Source organism: Streptomyces calvus (assembly GCF_006782915.1).
In the GTDB taxonomy this organism is placed as follows: Bacteria; Actinomycetota; Actinomycetes; order Streptomycetales; family Streptomycetaceae; genus Streptomyces; species Streptomyces calvus.
Genome location: NZ_VCNP01000047.1, coordinates 1 through 16,474, shown reverse-complemented (window position 1 = coordinate 16,474; position 16,474 = coordinate 1). Strand labels below are relative to the sequence as shown.

The 16,474-nt window shown below is 72.2% G+C and carries 12 protein-coding genes and 1 pseudogene; 7 read left to right on the top strand and 6 right to left on the bottom strand.

Annotated elements, in window-relative coordinates:
* Window positions 1–42 precede the first annotated feature (42 nt).
* Together FGW31_RS22870 and FGW31_RS22865 are read right to left on the bottom strand one after the other, a co-directional pair.
* Entirely contained in the window at window positions 43–879 is an 837-nt protein-coding gene (locus tag FGW31_RS22870) for an Fpg/Nei family DNA glycosylase (protein ID WP_142195358.1), read from the bottom strand.
* 50 nt (window positions 880–929) lie between these two features.
* Complete coding sequence (locus FGW31_RS22865; protein WP_142195357.1) at window positions 930–1,415, bottom strand: ribose-5-phosphate isomerase; 486 nt, start codon at window positions 1,413–1,415, stop codon at window positions 930–932.
* A 239-nt stretch (window positions 1,416–1,654) separates the two neighbouring features.
* Between FGW31_RS22865 and FGW31_RS22860 the strand changes: the two genes are divergently transcribed.
* Window positions 1,655–3,121, top strand: coding sequence for an amino acid permease (locus FGW31_RS22860; protein ID WP_142195356.1), 1,467 nt, complete (start codon window positions 1,655–1,657; stop codon window positions 3,119–3,121).
* Between the two features lie 155 nt (window positions 3,122–3,276).
* Here FGW31_RS22860 and FGW31_RS22855 read toward each other — a convergent pair whose 3' ends face one another.
* On the bottom strand, window positions 3,277–3,861 hold the full coding sequence (locus FGW31_RS22855) for a biotin transporter BioY (RefSeq protein WP_142195355.1): 585 nt from the start codon (window positions 3,859–3,861) through the stop codon (window positions 3,277–3,279).
* A gap of 366 nt (window positions 3,862–4,227) precedes the next feature.
* On the opposite strand from FGW31_RS22855, the gene FGW31_RS22850 reads away from it, so the two are divergent.
* Both FGW31_RS22850 and FGW31_RS22845 read left to right on the top strand, forming a co-directional pair.
* On the top strand, window positions 4,228–5,646 hold the full coding sequence (locus FGW31_RS22850) for an amino acid permease (RefSeq protein ID WP_142195354.1): 1,419 nt from the start codon (window positions 4,228–4,230) through the stop codon (window positions 5,644–5,646).
* 252 nt (window positions 5,647–5,898) lie between these two features.
* On the top strand, window positions 5,899–6,141 hold the full coding sequence (locus FGW31_RS22845) for a hypothetical protein (protein ID WP_142195353.1): 243 nt from the start codon (window positions 5,899–5,901) through the stop codon (window positions 6,139–6,141).
* Window positions 6,142–6,144: 3 nt separating this feature from the next.
* Here FGW31_RS22845 and FGW31_RS22840 read toward each other — a convergent pair whose 3' ends face one another.
* On the bottom strand, window positions 6,145–6,792 hold the full coding sequence (locus FGW31_RS22840; protein ID WP_142195352.1) for a mycothiol-dependent nitroreductase Rv2466c family protein: 648 nt from the start codon (window positions 6,790–6,792) through the stop codon (window positions 6,145–6,147).
* A gap of 139 nt (window positions 6,793–6,931) precedes the next feature.
* Here FGW31_RS22840 and pepN point away from each other — a divergent pair, with 139 nt between their 5' ends.
* Together pepN and FGW31_RS22830 are read left to right on the top strand one after the other, a co-directional pair.
* Window positions 6,932–9,508, top strand: a complete 2,577-nt coding sequence (pepN, locus tag FGW31_RS22835) for an aminopeptidase N (RefSeq protein ID WP_142195351.1) — start codon at window positions 6,932–6,934, stop codon at window positions 9,506–9,508.
* A gap of 202 nt (window positions 9,509–9,710) precedes the next feature.
* A complete protein-coding gene (locus FGW31_RS22830; protein ID WP_182674557.1) occupies window positions 9,711–10,760 on the top strand; it encodes a hypothetical protein in 1,050 nt (349 codons plus the stop codon).
* Window positions 10,761–10,957: 197 nt separating this feature from the next.
* Here the strand turns inward: FGW31_RS22830 and FGW31_RS22825 are convergent, their stop codons facing one another.
* Window positions 10,958–11,416 carry an NUDIX hydrolase gene (locus tag FGW31_RS22825; RefSeq protein ID WP_233288680.1) on the bottom strand — a complete coding sequence of 153 codons (459 nt, stop codon included), beginning with the start codon at window positions 11,414–11,416 and terminating at the stop codon, window positions 10,958–10,960.
* Between the two features lie 82 nt (window positions 11,417–11,498).
* Here FGW31_RS22825 and FGW31_RS22820 point away from each other — a divergent pair.
* Both FGW31_RS22820 and FGW31_RS22815 read left to right on the top strand, forming a co-directional pair.
* Window positions 11,499–11,714: pseudogene (locus FGW31_RS22820) on the top strand (CGNR zinc finger domain-containing protein); the annotation flags it as partial.
* Between the two features lie 222 nt (window positions 11,715–11,936).
* Window positions 11,937–15,239 carry a S8 family serine peptidase gene (locus FGW31_RS22815; RefSeq protein WP_142195349.1) on the top strand — a complete coding sequence of 1,101 codons (3,303 nt, stop codon included), beginning with the start codon at window positions 11,937–11,939 and terminating at the stop codon, window positions 15,237–15,239.
* A gap of 130 nt (window positions 15,240–15,369) precedes the next feature.
* Here the strand turns inward: FGW31_RS22815 and FGW31_RS35080 are convergent.
* Window positions 15,370–16,474 (bottom strand): hypothetical protein (locus tag FGW31_RS35080; RefSeq protein ID WP_185907437.1); only part of this gene is annotated, 1,105 nt, incomplete at its 5' end.

Sequence of the window (16,474 nt, the reverse complement as noted above, 5' to 3'; positions counted from 1 at the left end):
GGGCCGGGGCCCGCGGCGCCGGGACGATCGACGCGACGGGTTCTAACGCCCCGGCGGCCGCTGGCAGTCGGGGCACCAGAAGAGATTGCGGGCGGCGAGGTCGGCGGTGCGGACCTCGCCGCCACAGATGTGGCAGGGCAGGTGGGCCCTGCGGTAGACGTAGACCTCGCCGCCGTGGTCGTCGACGCGCGGCGGGCGGCCCATCGCCTCGGGGGTGTGCTCCGGGCGGACGGTGTCGATGCGGTTGGTGCGGACGCCCTCGCGCATCAGCGCCACCAGGTCGGCCCAGAGGGCGTCCCACTCGGCCGGAGTGATGTCACGGCCCGCGCGGTAGGGGTCGACGCCGTGCCGGAAGAGGACCTCGGCGCGGTAGACGTTCCCCACTCCGGCGATGACCTTCTGGTCCATCAGGAGTGCCGCGATGGTGGTGCGGCTGCGGCTGATCCGGCGGTAGGCGAGGGCCGGGTCGGCGTCCGGGCGGAGCGGGTCGGGGCCGAGGCGCCGGTGGATGGCCTGTTTCTCGCCGTCCGTGATCAGGGCGCAGGTGGTGGGTCCGCGCAGGTCGACGTAGGCGGTGTCGTCGGCCAGGCGCAGCCGCACGGTGTCGGTGGGCGGGGGCACGGGGGCGGTGCCGAAGGCGACCTTGCCGAAGAGGCCGAGGTGGATGTGGACCCAGTCCGTGTGCCCGGGGCCGACGTCGCCGAAGCCGAGGAAGAGGTGCTTGCCGTGGGCGTCGGTGGTGTGCAGCGGGCTGCGGTCGAGGAGGGCGGCGGCGTCACTGAACTTGCCCTGGGGGCTGGTGACGCGGAGGGGGGCGCCGGCCGCGAACGCCGCGGCGTAGTCCTTGGCCAGCCGGTGGATGGTGTGGCCCTCGGGCACGGGTCGGCTCCCCCCTCGCTCGCTCTTCCGCCTTCCGCCGTGTCCTGCCGCTACTGCTGCGGGTGGTGGGCGGGGATCGGGGGGAGGTCGCCGGTGGTCTCGTAGGCGGCGAGCATCTCGATGCGGCGGACGTGCCGCTCGTCGCCCGAGAACGGGGTGGCGAGGAAGGTCTCGACGAACTTGGTCGCCTCGTCCTGGGTGTGCATGCGCGCGCCGATCGCGACCACGTTGGCGTTGTTGTGCTCGCGGCCCAGCGCCGCCGTCTGCTCGCTCCACGCGAGGGCGGCCCGGACGCCGTCGACCTTGTTGGCGGCGATCTGCTCGCCGTTGCCGGAGCCGCCGATCACGATGCCGAGGGCGCCGGGGTCCGCGGCGGTCCGCTCGGCCGCGCGGAGGCAGAAGGGCGGGTAGTCGTCCTGGGCGTCGTAGATGTGCGGGCCGCAGTCGACGGGCTCGTGGCCCGCCGCCCGGAGCCATTCGACGAGGTGGTTCTTGAGTTCGTAGCCCGCATGGTCCGAGCCGAGATACACGCGCATGCGTCGAGTGTGACATGCGCGCACACGGGCGGCGGCGCGGGGTGGCATGCGCCGGAGAACGCGCGGGGCGACGCGCGAGGAGACCCTCAAAAACTAAGGGATTCCACAGAACCTCAGGGAAAGCTCAAATAACGATCCGAAATCAAAGGTTCCCCTATTCGTTCACCTCCGTTTCACTGGTCCGGCTCGTACACCGCTCGTACGGGAACCGCTCAACCGGCGCAAAGGAAGACCACCCCATGACTTCGCAGCCGACCCTTTCCAAGGCCGAGAACGGGCCCGGTGGCCACGGGGCCCCGGGAGGTTCCGGGCTCCAGGCCGGGCTCAAGAACCGGCATCTGTCGATGATCGCCATCGGCGGTGTCATCGGAGCCGGCCTCTTCGTCGGATCCAGCACCGGCATCGCGACCGCCGGCCCCGGCATCCTCCTGTCGTACGCGCTCGTCGGCACGCTCGTGGTGCTGGTGATGCGGATGCTGGGCGAGATGTCGGCGGCCAACCCGACCTCCGGGTCCTTCTCGGCGCACGCCGACCGTGCGCTCGGCCCGTGGGCCGGCTTCTCCATCGGCTGGCTCTACTGGTTCTTCTGGGTCGTGGTGCTGGCGGTGGAGGCGACCGCCGGCGCCGCGATCCTCGAAGGGTGGATCCCGGCCGTTCCCCAGTGGGCCTGGGCGCTGATCGTGATGGTGGTGCTGACCGCCACCAACCTGGCCTCCGTCGGGTCCTACGGCGAGTTCGAGTTCTGGTTCGCCGGGATCAAGGTCGTCGCCATCGCGGCGTTCATCGTCGTCGGCGGGCTGGCCGTCTTCGGTGTGCTGCCGGGCGTCGACAGCGACCAGGCGGGGCTCGCCAACCTCACCGAGCACGGCGGCTTCCTGCCCAACGGCGCCGGCGCGATCCTCACCGGCATCCTGCTCGTCGTCTTCTCGTTCATGGGCAGCGAGATCGCCACACTGGCCGCCGGTGAGTCGGAGGACCCGCAGCGGGCCGTGACCAAGGCGACCAACAGCATCATCTGGCGGATCGGCGTCTTCTACCTCGGTTCGATCTTCGTCGTGGTGTGCCTGCTGCCCTGGGACAGCACGTCGATCGCCGAGGACGGCTCGTACGTCGCCGCCCTGGACTCCCTCGGCATCGCGCACGCCGGCCAGATCATGAACTTCATCGTGCTGACGTCCGTGCTGTCCTGCCTCAACTCCGGGCTCTACACGGCCTCCCGGATGGCCTTCTCGCTCGGTGAGCGCGGGGACGCGCCGAAGGCGTTCGCCCGGACCTCCAGCCGGGGCGTGCCGCGGACCGCGATCATCGCGTCGGTGGTGTTCGGCTTCGTCGCCGTCTTCTTCAACTACAAGTTCCCCGACTCCGTCTTCCTCTTCCTGGTCAACTCCTCCGGCGCGGTCGCGCTGTTCGTGTGGCTGGTGATCTGCTTCTCGCAGCTGCGCATGCGGAAGATCATCGAGGCGGAGGCGCCGGAGAAGCTGGTCGTGCGGATGTGGCTGTACCCGTATCTGACGTGGGCCAGCGCGGCGCTGATCGTGTTCGTGCTGGGCTACATGCTGACCGACACCGAGCACAACGGGCGCACCACGGTGCTGCTGTCGCTGCTGGTCGCCGGCATCGTGCTGGCCATCGCCGTCGTCAGGCAGCGCGCGGCGGGCCGCCGGGCGGCGGACGGCGAGGCGCGCGACGAGGTGCGCGCGGGCTGACGCCGCGCCTCTCCCGGTACCGGGCCGCCCTGCACGACACAGGGCCGCCTTCTGAAGGCGGGATCTCATGACACAGGGCCGGGGGCCCGCGGCACGTGTGCCGCGGGCCCCCGGCCCTGTGGGTTCGTGAGCCGATCGGCGCCGGTCGGCGCCGGTCAGCGCCGGTCGACGAGCTTCCAGGCCGTGGGCAGCAGGCCCATCGCCAGGGCCGCCTTCAGGGCGTCGCCGATGAGGAACGGGGTGAGGCCGGCCGCGATCGCGGCGGAGGCGGACATGCCGGTGGCGAGCGCCAGGTACGGCACGCCGACCGCGTAGATGATCGCGGAGCCGAGCAGCATGGTGCCCGCGGTGCGCCAGGCGGAGCGGTCGGCGCCGCGGCGGGCCAGGGCTCCGACGACGACGGAGGCGAGCAGCATGCCGAGGATGTAGCCGAAGGACGGCATGGCCGTCCCGGAGCCGCCCTCGGCGAACCACGGCACACCGGCCATGCCGGCCAGCGCGTACACGGCGAGGGAGGCGAGGCCGCGGCGGGCGCCGAGGGTGGTGCCGACGAGCAGCGCCGCGAAGGTCTGGCCGGTCACCGGGACCGGGGAGCCGGGGACGGGCACCGCGATCTGGGCGGCGAGGCCGGTGAGCGCGGCGCCGCCGAGCACGAGCGCGGCGTCCCGGACACGGGAGGCCGGGATGAGGTCCGCGAGGACCTGGCCGGATCGGGCGGACGTGACGGCAGCGGTGCTCATGGAGGTCTCCGCGGGGTGAGGGCAGTTGAGGACACGGTGACGCTATACCGGGGTCCGTGCGTCGATCACCGTCAGCGCTCGACAAAGGCGCGAACAGGGACTTGGTGGGCTCCGGACAAAGAGCCGGGGTGAGGGGCCGCACGAGGTGACACCGGTCACGGAGGTGAGGTGGTTCCGGCTACAGGAGCGGGCGGGAGGCGGGCTGTAGGGACTCACCAAAGGCGACGGGCCGCGAAGGCAAGGTAACCGGACGGACACCCTCCGTATGGCGTCCGTCCACATGCTGGGCACCCCCTTCGCGGGCGCGAGAAGGCCGCCCAGACTGGGCGGCGTTTTGTCATCTCCCGCATTGGACGAGCCGCGCCCATGCCCAGCACCTCCCCCAAGCCTTCGGCCACGGCCGACCAGGCGGCACCCCCGGTCGGCACGCCCCCGCAGGCGGACGGCGTCTCCCTCTCGCACGGCCTGAAGCAGCGCCATCTGTCGATGATCGCCCTCGGCGGGGTGATCGGCGCGGGGCTGTTCGTCGGCTCCGGGGCGGGCATCGCCGCCGCCGGACCCTCCATCGTCCTCGCCTACACCCTCTCCGGCCTCCTGGTGATGCTGGTGATGCGGATGCTGGGCGAGATGTCCGCCGCGTACCCGTCGTCGGGCTCGTTCTCCGCGCACGCCGAGCGGGCGATCGGGCCCTGGGCCGGGTTCACCGCGGGCTGGTCGTTCTGGGTGCTGCTGTGCACGGCGGTCGGCCTGGAGGGCATCGGCGCCGCGAAGATCGTCACCGGATGGCTGCCGGGCACGCCCGAGTGGGCGTGGGTGGCGCTGTTCATGGTGGTCTTCTGCGGGACGAACCTCGCGGCGGTGAAGAACTTCGGCGAGTTCGAGTTCTGGTTCGCGGCCCTGAAGGTCGGCGCGATCACCCTGTTCCTCGGCCTCGGCGTGCTGGCCATCGCCGGAGTGCTGCCCGGCACCGACTCCCCCGGCGCCTCCCACCTCACCGACTTCCTCCCCAACGGCGGCGAGGGCCTGGTGATCGGACTGCTCGCCTCCGTCTTCGCGTACGGCGGCCTGGAGACGGTGACCATCGCGGCGGCCGAGTCGGAGAACCCGGTCAAGGGCGTGGCGAGCGCGGTCCGTACGGCGATGTGGCGAATCGCGCTGTTCTACATCGGCTCGATGGCGGTCATCGTCACGCTGGTGCCGTGGGATGCCCCCGAGGTCGTCGAGGCCGGCCCGTACGTCGCCGCGCTGGACCGCCTCGGCATCCCGGGCGCCGGCCAGCTGATGAACGTCGTGGTGCTGGTGGCGCTGCTGTCCGCGATGAACGCCAACATCTACGGAGCCTCGCGCATCGGGTACTCGCTGGTGCAGCGCGGGCAGGGCCCGAAGGCGCTGGGCCGGGTGTCGGGCGGGGTGCCGCGGATCGCCGTCCTGGCGTCCTCGCTGTTCGGCTTCCTGTGCGTGCTGCTCAGCTACTGGCGTCCGGACGACGTCTTCGCCTGGCTGCTGAACATGATCGGCGCGGTGATCCTGGTCGTCTGGATCTTCATCGCCGTCTCCCAGCTGCGGCTGCGCCGCCGGCTGGAGCGGGAGGCGCCGGAGAAACTGGTGGTGCGCATGTGGGCGTTCCCGTGGCTGACGTGGGTGGCGCTGGCCGGCATGGCGGCGATCTTCGTCCTGATGGCGCGGGAGCCGGACACCCGGGTGCAGCTGTACTCGACGGGCGCGATGACGCTCATCCTGGCGGCGATCGGCTACGCCTGGCAGCGGGCACGCGCCCGCACCTGACCGCCCTCTCCTCTGCGGCGACGGCCCTCGCGTGGACACGCGGGGGCCGTTTCGTGTGCCCGGGACCCACGGACGGCTCTTCCTGTTACTGGCCCGCACTTGCAAGTAACATGCAATAAGGCACAGCAACAGCCGTCCCGCCCCGTGATCGTCTTCTCACCGTTCACCCGGCAGACGGAAGAACGAAGCCCCCGCGACTGACGTCACTCGCGGGGGCTTCCGGTATGCGGCAATCCGGGTCATGGTTGCGCAATGGCGACACAGAGGACCATGACGGACTACTGCGTGACCTGCGGCGGCGACCAGGTGCACCGCCGGCTGGACAGGAAGGAGGAGGACTGGCTCAAGGAACGGCTGGGCCGGGCGGGGGTCGGCGAGTTCTGGCTCTGCGTCAACGTGCTCGACCCCGACACCGGCCGGCAGTGCCGCAACCTGCGCACGGGCTTCAACAAGAAGCCGTTCGCCGCACCGATCAAGGCACCCGTCCTGGAGTGACGGTCACAGGTTGCTGAAGTCCGGGCCCTTGGTCCGCGTGCGCTTGATCTCGTAGAAGCCGGGGACGGAGGCCACCGCGAGGGTGCCGTCCCACAGACGGGCGGCCTCCTCGCCCTTGGGGGCCGGGGTGACGACCGGGCCGAAGAAGGCGAGCTGCTCGCCGTCGGCGCCCGGGACCGCGATGACCGGGGTGCCGACGTCCTGGCCGACCTTGTCGATGCCCTCCTTGTGGGAGGCGCGCAGCTCCGGCTCGTAGGGAGTGGAGTCCCAGTGCTCCATGAGCGACTCGGGCAGGCCGACGTCCTCCAGGGCGGCGGCGACCGTCTCCCGGCCCGGACCCTCGTCCTTGTTGTGGATGCGGGTGCCGAGCGCGGTGTAGAGGTCGCCGAGCACCTCGGCGCCGTGCTCCTGCTGCGCCGCGATGACCACCCGGACCGGGCCCCACGCCTTGGTCTCGAGCATGTCCCGGTACTCCTCGGGAAGCTCGTCGAGCTTGTCCTCGTTGAGGACCGCGAGGCTCATCACGTGCCAGCGGACCTTGACGTCACGCACCTTCTCCACCTCCAGCATCCAGCGGGAGGTCATCCAGGCCCAGGGGCACAGCGGGTCGAACCAGAAGTCGACGGGCGTGGCGGGGGACTTGTCCGACATGTCGCTCCTTGTAGTGGCAGGCGTTTCCCCGTCACAACGCGGCGCCCGCTCCCGGCCATTCCCGGCTGACCGCCGTCAGGGGCACATGGCAGGATCGGTCCTGTTCATCCCTGTCGACGACGCCTGAGGAGTGCTGCCCGTGCCCGGTGAGAATCTGACCCGCGACGAGGCCCGGGAGCGGGCGGCCCTGCTGTCCGTCGACGGGTACGAGGTGAGCCTCGACCTGCGCTCGGCGGTCGGCGAGCACTCCGGCGGAGGACCGCGCACCTTCCGCTCCGTGACCACCGTCCGGTTCCGCTGCGCCGAGCCCGGGGCGAGCAGCTTCGCGGACCTGATCGCGCCGAGTGTGACGGCCCTCTCCCTCAACGGGCGGGACCTGGACCCCGGCCAGGTCTTCGACGGCTCGCGGATCCTGCTGGAGGACCTCGCCGCCGACAACGAACTCGTCGTCGACGCGCAGTGCGCCTACTCCCGCACCGGCGAGGGCCTGCACCGCTTCGTCGACCCCGAGGACGGCGAGGTGTACCTCTACACGCAGTACGAGCCGGCCGACTCCCGGCGCGTCTTCGCGGGCTTCGAGCAGCCCGACCTCAAGGCGCCCTACCGCTTCGAGGTGCGCGCGCCCGAGGGCTGGACGGTGTGGAGCAACGGCGCCGGTGAACTCGCCGACGGCGTGTGGCGGTTCGCCGAGACCAAGCCGATCTCGACGTACATCACCTGTGTGGTGGCGGGCCCGTACCACTACGTCACGGACACCTACGAGCGCACCTTCGAGGACGGCACGCGGCTGGAGATCCCGCTCGGCGCGATGTGCCGCAAGGGCCTGGCGCCGCACTTCGACGCCGACGACGTGTTCCTGGTGACCAAGCAGGGCCTGGACTTCTTCCACGACCACTTCGACTACCCGTACCCGTTCGGCAAGTACGACCAGGCGTTCGTGCCCGAGTACAACCTGGGCGCGATGGAGAACCCGGGGATGGTCACCTTCCGGGAGGAGTTCATCTTCCGCGGCAAGGTCACACGCGCCTCCTACGAGGGCCGCGCCAACGTCATCCTGCACGAGATGGCGCACATGTGGTTCGGCGACCTGGTCACCATGGAGTGGTGGGACGACCTGTGGCTGAAGGAGTCCTTCGCGGACTTCATGGGCGCGTTCTCGCTGGTCGGCGCGACCCGCTTCACCGACGGCTGGATCACCTTCGCCAACCGCCGCAAGGCCTGGGCGTACCGCGCGGACCAGCTGCCGTCCACGCACCCGATCACCGCCGACATCCGCGACCTCCAGGACGCCAAGCTCAACTTCGACGGCATCACGTACGCCAAGGGCGCCTCCGTGCTGAAGCAGCTGGTCGCGTATGTCGGCCAGGACGCGTTCCTCGAAGGCGCCCGCCGCTACTTCAAGCGGCACGCCTACGGCAACACGCGCCTCGGTGACCTGCTGTCGGTCCTTCAGGAGACCAGCGGGCGGGACATGGGCGCCTGGGCGCGGGCGTGGCTGCAGACGGCCGGCGTCAACTCGCTGACGCCGCAGGTGCTGTTGGACGCCGAGGGCAGGATCGACGAGCTGGCGGTCGTGCAGGAGGCCGCCGAATCGCATCCCGAACTGCGCCCGCACCGCGTGGCGGTGGGCCTGTACTGGCGCACGGCCGGCGGCACCCTGGAGCGGTACGCGCAGGCGGAGACGGACGTCGACGGGGCGCGTACGGTCGTGGCGGAGCTGGCCGGGGCGGACGCGCCGGAGCTGGTGCTGGTCAACGACGACGACCTGACGTACTGCAAGACCCGCTTCGACGAGACCTCCCTGGCGACGCTCCGCGGCGGCCTGGGCGACATCACCGATCCGCTGGCGCGGGCCCTGTGCTGGTCGGCGCTGTGGAACATGACGCGGGACGCGCTGCTGCCGGCCCGGGAGTTCATCGGGCTGGTCCTCGAGTACGCGGGCCGCGAGTCCGACATCGGTGTGCTGCAGATGCTGCACGCGTGGGCGGAGTCGGCCGCCGTGCACTACACCGCGCCCGAGCGGCGGCAGGAGGCCGGCCGCCGGCTCGCCGAGGGCGCCTCGCTCCAGCTGTACGCCGCCGAGGCGGGCAGCGAGCACCAGCTGGCGTGGGCGCGGTTCTTCGCGCGGGTGGCCGACGCGCCGGCCGCCTTCGAGCTGCTGACCTCGCTGCTGGACGGCACGGTGACGCTGCCGGGCCTGGAGGTGGACCAGGAGCTGCGCTGGGCGTTCCTGGAGCCGCTGGCCGCGCACGGTGTGGCGGACGAGAAGGCGCTGGACGCGGAGCTGGCCCGGGACGACACCGCCTCCGGCAAGCGGCACCACGTGCGCTGTCTGGCCGCCCGCCCGTCGGCGGCGGTGAAGGCGCAGTGCTGGGCGCAGGTGGTGGAGTCGGACGCGCTGTCCAACGCGCTGGTGGAGGCGACGATCTCGGGCTTCGCGCAGTCGTCCCAGCGGGAGCTGCTCGCGCCGTACGCGGAGAAGTACTTCGCGGCGATCGAGCGGGTGTGGAGCGAGCGGTCGATCCAGATCGGCATGGACGTGGTGCGGGGCCTGTTCCCGGAGTACCAGGACGCGCAGGCCACGCTGGACGCCACGGACGCCTGGCTCGCGGCGCACGAGGACGCGGCCCCGGCGCTGCGCCGGCTGGTCCTGGAGGCGCGCGACGACCTGGCGCGGGCCCTGCGCGGGCAGCGCTGCGACGCGGCGGCGGACTGAGCCCGACCGGGCCCGTGTGACGCGGGCCCGCCCGAAGCCGTTACGGAATGCGGGCAATCGAGCCGTAACCCCTGGTCCTCACCCGAACGGACCAGGGGTTTTCGTTTCCGAACATGCGTCCTTCAGTGCGCCCTTGTCCTTGTTTGTCGACGGACGTGTAACACGGGTTCAAAAGCGGGTTGAAGGCGGGAAATTGCCGGGCATGAACCACGACACCCCGCTCTCCCCCCGCCCCTTGCACCAGCTCTGTGACGGCACGCGCCGGGTGCTGACCCAGGCGCAGCTGCGCGCCCGGGGCGTCTCCGGCGCCGAGACCGGCGAACGGTGCCGCCCCGGCGGGCCCTGGCAGCAGCTGCTGCCGGGCGTCGTTCTGCTCCATTCCGGCCCGCCGACCGGCGAGGAGCGGCTGCACGCGGTGCTGCTGTACACGGCGCGGGAGCGGACCGTGGGCGTCCCGGCGCAGCCCGGCGCGGACCAGCCGCCCGTGTCCTCCTACGGCGAGGCGATGATCACCGGGCTGGCCGCGCTGGCCCTGCACGGCTTCTCCGCCGCTCCTCCGCCGGCCTCCCTGGACGTGCTGGACGTCCTGGTGCCGCGGCTGCGCAGGCTGCGCTCGACGGGCTGCGCGCGCATCGTCCGCACCTCGGCGCTGCCCGTACCGGAGCAGATCGCGGGCGTGCCGGTGGCGCCGGTGCCGCGTGCGCTGGCGGACGCGGTGGCGGGCCTGGACGACGCGGGTGCCGTGCGGCTGCTGCTGACGGAGGCGGTGCGCGGCGGGCACTGCGAACCGGCGGCGGTGGTCCGGGAGTTGACCGGCGCGAAGCTGCTGAACCGGCCGCACGTGGTGGACGCGGTGGACTCGCTGCTGGCGGAGGGGCGGGCGCTGGCGGAGGCCCGGCTGTACCGGATGGTGCGCGAGTACGGGCTGCCGGAGCCGTTCTGGAACGTCGACCTGCGCCTGCCGGGCGGCCCTCACCTCGGGGTCATGGACGCGTACTGGCCGGAGCAGGCGGTGGCGCTGGAGCTGGACACGCGCGCGCCGCGCCCGGGCCGGCGGCCCGAGGACGAGGCCGAGTGGTCCGAGTACGCCCGCCGGCGCGAGCACCTCGAACGCCTCGGCGTCACGGTCGTCCACCTCACTCCGCGCAAGCTGCGGGACGCGCTGGAACAGCAGGCGGCGGTGGTCCGCACCGCGCTGATGGCCGCGGCGGACCGCGATCCGGCGGCGTACGTCGTGATCCGACCCCGGTAGCCGGCGGCGTACGTCGTGATCCGACCCCGGTAGCCGGCGGCGTACGTCGTGATCCGACCCCGGTAGCCGGCGGCGTACGTCGTGATCCGACCCCGGTAGCCGGCGGCGTACGTCGTGATCCGGCCCCGGTAGCCGGCGGCGTACGTCGTGGTCCGGCCCCGGTAGCCGGCGGCAGGGGCCACCGGGGTGCCGTGCGGTCAGGGCTCCGCGGTCTCCACGTGGCCCGCCGCCGGGCGTTCCCGCCACAGTCTCAGCGCGATGTCGACCAGCCGCACCCGGACCAGTCGGGGCACGGCGTCCAGCGGCTGCCAGGCGGCGAGTTCCGTGGAGCCGCCGATCTCGTTGCGCAGTTCGCCGCCCGTGACGCGGCCCTCGTAGATCAGCCGTACGCCGTGGTGGTCGACGGTGCGGCCGAGGCGGCCGGGGAAGGTGCGGCGGGTGGAGTGCACGCCGAGCAGTCCGGTGACCTCGACGTGGTAGCCGGTCTCCTCCTCCACCTCCCGCCGCACGGTGTCGTAGGGGTCCTCGCCGTGCTCCATGCCTCCGCCCGGCAGCACCCACTCGGGCTCGCCCGCGGGGCCCGGGGAGCGGGCGAGCAGGAACTGTCCGTCGCGCACCACCACGGCGTAGGCCGCCACCCTCAAGTTCCGTCGCACCGGGCGACGTTATCGCGGCGACCGCGGATGGGCAGGGGAGAATTCGGGCGCGGACCCGGCGCGGCGGCACGGCGGCCGGGGTGACGACGCCTCCTGGGGGCCGGCCTGGCTCGCCGCCCGCGACTACCTGCGGCTGCTGACCGTCGCGCCGGACCGGATCCGCGGCTGCGCGCACGAGGCGTGCGTCCTGCACTTCTTCGACACCTCGCGCAACGGCACCCGCCGCTGGCGCTCCATGGCCGCCTGCGGCAACCGGGCCGAGGCGTCCCGGCACTACGCGCACACGAAGGACGCCTGAGACACCGCACCCCATGGGCGACTTGTCACCTTCGGGGTGCATCTCCCCATAAGGGCACCGGGGGTTTTCCCCATACATCCATATCGATTCGGCCAACGCTCGCCAAACATCTACCCCTTGCGTAAGGCTCACGATCGTCCGGACTCGTATTCCGGACCGTTGCGGCCAGGGTCGATCGGCTCCGGTCGCTCCACGATCGTTCCTTACCTACAAGGGATGCCGATGACCCACTCCTCCCAGCGCGACCCGATATCGGGCGCGAGACGCGTGGCCCGTATAGCCGTGGCCGCCGGTCTCGTCGCCGCGCTCTCCGCGGCCGGCCCGATTCCCGCGGCCTTCGCGGCCGACGCGCCGCCCGCCGACGCCGACGTCAAGTCCGCGGCCGAAAAGCTCGGTTCGGACGACGCGGAGCTGCTCGCCGAGGCCAAGGCCGACGGCGCCAAGAACGTCACGATGATGATCGCCACCGCTCCCGGGAAGACCGAGCAGGTCGCCGAGCAGCTCGACGCGGTCAAGGGCGGTTCGGTCGGCCGGACCCACGACGGGCTCGGCTACGTCCGCGCCACCGTCCCCACCGGCAAGGCCGACGCGGCGATCGCCGCCGCCACCGAGCTCTCCTCCGTGCACGGCGTCGACCTGCGCGAGGAGATCCCGCTGGACGACCCGACCCCGGCCGCCGACACCGCGCGGCAGGCGGGCGCCCAGGGCAGCACCTCCTACCCGGCGCCCGGGAAGCGGACCCCCGCGGAGAACCCGTACAACCCGTCCTTCGAGACCGGTGCCGTCGAGTTCGTCGAGGACCACCCGAAGGCCGACGGCCGCGGCGTCACCATCGGCATCCTCGACTCGGGTGTGGACCTCGGCCACCCTGCGCTGCAGAAGACCACCACCGGCGAACGCAAGATCGTCGACTGGGTGACGGCGACCGACCCGATCGTCGACAGCGACCGCACCTGGCGTCCGATGGTCTCCTCCGTCTCCGGGCCGACGTTCACCTACAGCGGCAAGACCTGGCAGGCCCCGGCCGGCGACTACCGGATCAGCACCTTCCTGGAGTCGTACACCACCGGCGGCGACGCGGGCGGCGACGCCAACCGCGACGGCGACACCACCGACTCCTGGGGCGTGCTCTACGACGCCGCGGCCGGCACGGTCCGCGTCGACCTGAACAACAACCAGGACTTCGCCGACGACACCCCGATGAAGCCGTACAAGGACGGCTTCCAGGTCGGGTACTTCGGCACCGACGACCCGACGACCGACGTCGCCGAGCGCCAGCCGTTCGTCGTGGAGGTCCGCAAGGACGTCCCGATGGACCCCTACGGCGGCGACTGGATCGGCAAGACCGCCGACTTCGTCAACATCGGTGTCATCGAGGGCTCGCACGGTTCGCACGTCGCCGGCATCACCGCCGCCAACGGCCTGTTCGGCGGGCGGATGGACGGCGCCGCCCCCGGCGCGAAGATCGTCTCCTCGCGCGCCTGCACCTGGTCCGGCGGCTGCACGAACGTCGCGCTCACCGAGGGCATGATCGACCTCGTCACCAAGCGCGGTGTCGACATCGTCAACATGTCGATCGGCGGCCTGCCGGCGCTCAACGACGGCAACAACGCCCGCGCCGAGCTGTACACCCGCCTCATCGACACCTACGGCGTCCAGCTGGTGATCTCCGCGGGCAACTCCGGCCCCGGCGCCAACACCATCGGCGACCCGTCGCTGGCCGACAAGGTCATCTCCGTCGGCGCGTCCGTCTCCAAGGAGACCTGGGCCGCCAACTACGGCTCCGTGGTGGAGAAGGACTACGCCATGATGCCGTTCTCCTCGCGCGGCCCGCGTGAGGACGGCGGCTTCACGCCGACGCTGGTCGCGCCCGGTGCGGCGATCAACACCATCCAGACCTGGCTGCCCGGCGCCCCGGTCGCCGAGGCGGGCTACTCCCTGCCGGCCGGCTACGGCATGCTCCAGGGCACCTCGATGGCCTCGCCGCAGGCCGCCGGCGCCTCCGCGCTGCTGCTGTCCGCCGCGAAGCAGAAGGGCATCGACCTCACTCCGGCGAAGCTGCGCACCGCCCTCACCTCCACCGCCGAGCACATCAGCGGTGTGCAGGCCTACGAGGAGGGCGCCGGCCTCATCGACATCGAGGACGCCTGGGACGCCATCCGTGACGGCGCCACCGCGCACACGTACACGGTGAAGGCGCCGGTCGACACCGCGATCGACCAGTTCCTGAAGACGCCCGGCTTCGGCACCGGCCTGTACGACCGCGAGGGTGGCCTGAAGGCCGGCCAGAAGAAGACGTACGACATCACCGTCACCCGTACGTCCGGCCCGGACCGCGCGATCCGCCACGAGCTCGACCTCGAGAACAACGCGGGCCGCACCTTCCGCATCGTCGGCGACGACGACATCGCGCTGCCGCTGAACAAGCCGGTGACCGTGAAGGTCCAGGCGGCACCCGGCTCGGCCGGTCTCAAGAGCGCGATCCTGGAGGTCGACGACCCGCGCACCGAGGGCGTCGACCAGCAGATCCTGACCACCGTGGTCGTCTCCGCGCCGCTGGAGTACACCTTCTCCGCCGCCGGCACGGCCCAGCGCAACGACACCACCTCCTACTTCGTCACCGTGCCCGAGGGCGCGAAGACGCTGGAGGTCGCGATGAGCGGGCTGAAGGACAAGAGCCAGACCCGGTTCATCGCCATCCACCCGTACGGTGTGCCGGCCGACCCGACGTCGACGGTCAACTGCTACGCGAACTACACCAACCCGGCCAACACCTGCCGCCCCGACGTGCGTTCGTACGCGAACCCGCAGCCGGGCGTCTGGGAGATCGAGGTCGAGTCGCGCCGCACCTCGCCGCTGCTCGACAACCCGTACAAGCTGGACGTCGCCGTCCTCGGCGCGGCCTTCGACCCGGAGACCGTGACCGTGCCCGAGGCGAAGGTCGGCACGCCGGCCGCCGCCTCCTGGACGGTGAAGAACGAGCTGGCGGCGCTGGAGGGCAAGCTGGTCGGCGGCCCGCTCGGGTCGTCCAAGACCACCCGGCCGTCCATCGCGACGGGTGACACGCACACCACGACCGTCGAGGTGCCCGAGGGCGCCGCGTCGCTCGACGTGGCCATCGGCAACGTCTCCGACGCCGCCGCCGACCTGGACCTGGCCGTCTACGACCAGGACGGCAACGAGGTCGGCTCCTCCGCCGACGGCGACTCCGAGGAGTCCGTCTCCATCGCCTCCCCGGCCGCCGGTACGTACACCGTCGAGGTCGTCGGCTACGCCGTCCCGGCCGGCACCACGGAGTACGACTACCGGGACGTGTTCTTCGCCGCCTCGCTCGGCTCCGTCACCGTCGACGGTGCCGCCGCGGTGAAGCTCGGCACGGGCCAGTCGGCCACCGTCTCCGGTGACGTCACCGTCGCCGCGGCGGCTCCCGAGGGCCGTGCCTTCTTCGGACGCGTCCAGCTGGTCAACGCGCGCGGCACGGTCGCGGGCGTCGGCAACGTGGCGATCGAGAAGGTCGTTCCGTAGCGGCAACGACTGTGCACGAGAGGGGGGCGGGCGTCCGTACGGGCGCCCGCCCCTTCGTCGTGTCCGGCGTCTTCGCTGGTGAGCTGGTTGACGGGTTCGTCGGGTTCGTGTGGTTCGTCGTGCCTGTCGTTCAGTCGCAGGACAGGCCGCGCGACCGGGGAAGCGAGTCGGCGATCCGGGTCCGTTCGGGGGCGATGTGCTGCTCGCCGGCGATCAGCGTGTCCGGGCGGTCGCCGTGCCGGGGCAGGCCGACCAGCACGCCGTCGCCCGGGTGCAGCGGCGGGCCGCCGGCCGTCTCCCTCAGGAAGACGATCTCGCGGTCGCCCGCGCCGTCGTCCTCGCCCTCGCTCTTGTAGACGCGGCTCGCCTCCAACGTGACGCGTTCCGTCCCGGCGCTTCCCGGCACCGGCTCCACCGCCAGCACGGTGCCCTCGGCGACCAGACGGGCGCAGGCGAGGTAGCGGGGACTGCCGAAGAGGACCCCGCCCTCCGCGCCCGAGTCCGCCACGGCGGCCTTGTCCGCCGCGGCGTCGGAGGTGCCGCCGGACTGCGTCACCAGCCAGCCCGTACCGACGACCAGCGTGGCGGCGGCAGCGGCGACCAGTGCGCCGAGGGCGACCTTCACCGGGCGCCGGCGCGCACGCCGGGGGCCGGGGCCGTGCGCCTCACGGGAGCCGCGTGAGCCGTGGGAGCCGTGGGAGCCGGCGGTCGGGCGGGACGGCGGGGCGCTCAGCGGGAGCCCGGCGGCCGGCGAGGGCCCCGGCCCGTCGTCGGCGGTCGCGGGGTGCCGCGGGTGCGGGAGTGCGGTCTGCCGGGTGCCGGTGCCTGGTTCCGGCCGCCCGCCGGGGTGAGCGGCCCTGAGTCGCCCCGGAGCGGTGTCCTTCGTGCCGGCCGGAGTGGCGAGTGTGTCGCCGATCAGCGTCAGCTGCTCGCGCAGCACCGCCAGGTCGGCGGCGGCGGCGTCGCGCGCGGCCAGGAACGCCGGGTCCCGTTGGGCGTCCGCGGGCGGCGGCTCGTCGAAGAGCGCGGACATCAGGGCGTCCATGCCGTCGCGCTCGGCGTCGTACGCGGTGCCGTCGCGCTCGGCGTCGTCGTACGCGGTGCCGTCGCGCTCGGCGTCGTCGTACGCGGTGCCGTCGTACGCGGGGTTCTCGTCGCCGGCCGGGATCTTGCCGAGGGCCGGGTTCTTGTCGCCGGCCGGGTTCTCGTCGTGGGCCGGGTTCTCGTCGCCGGCC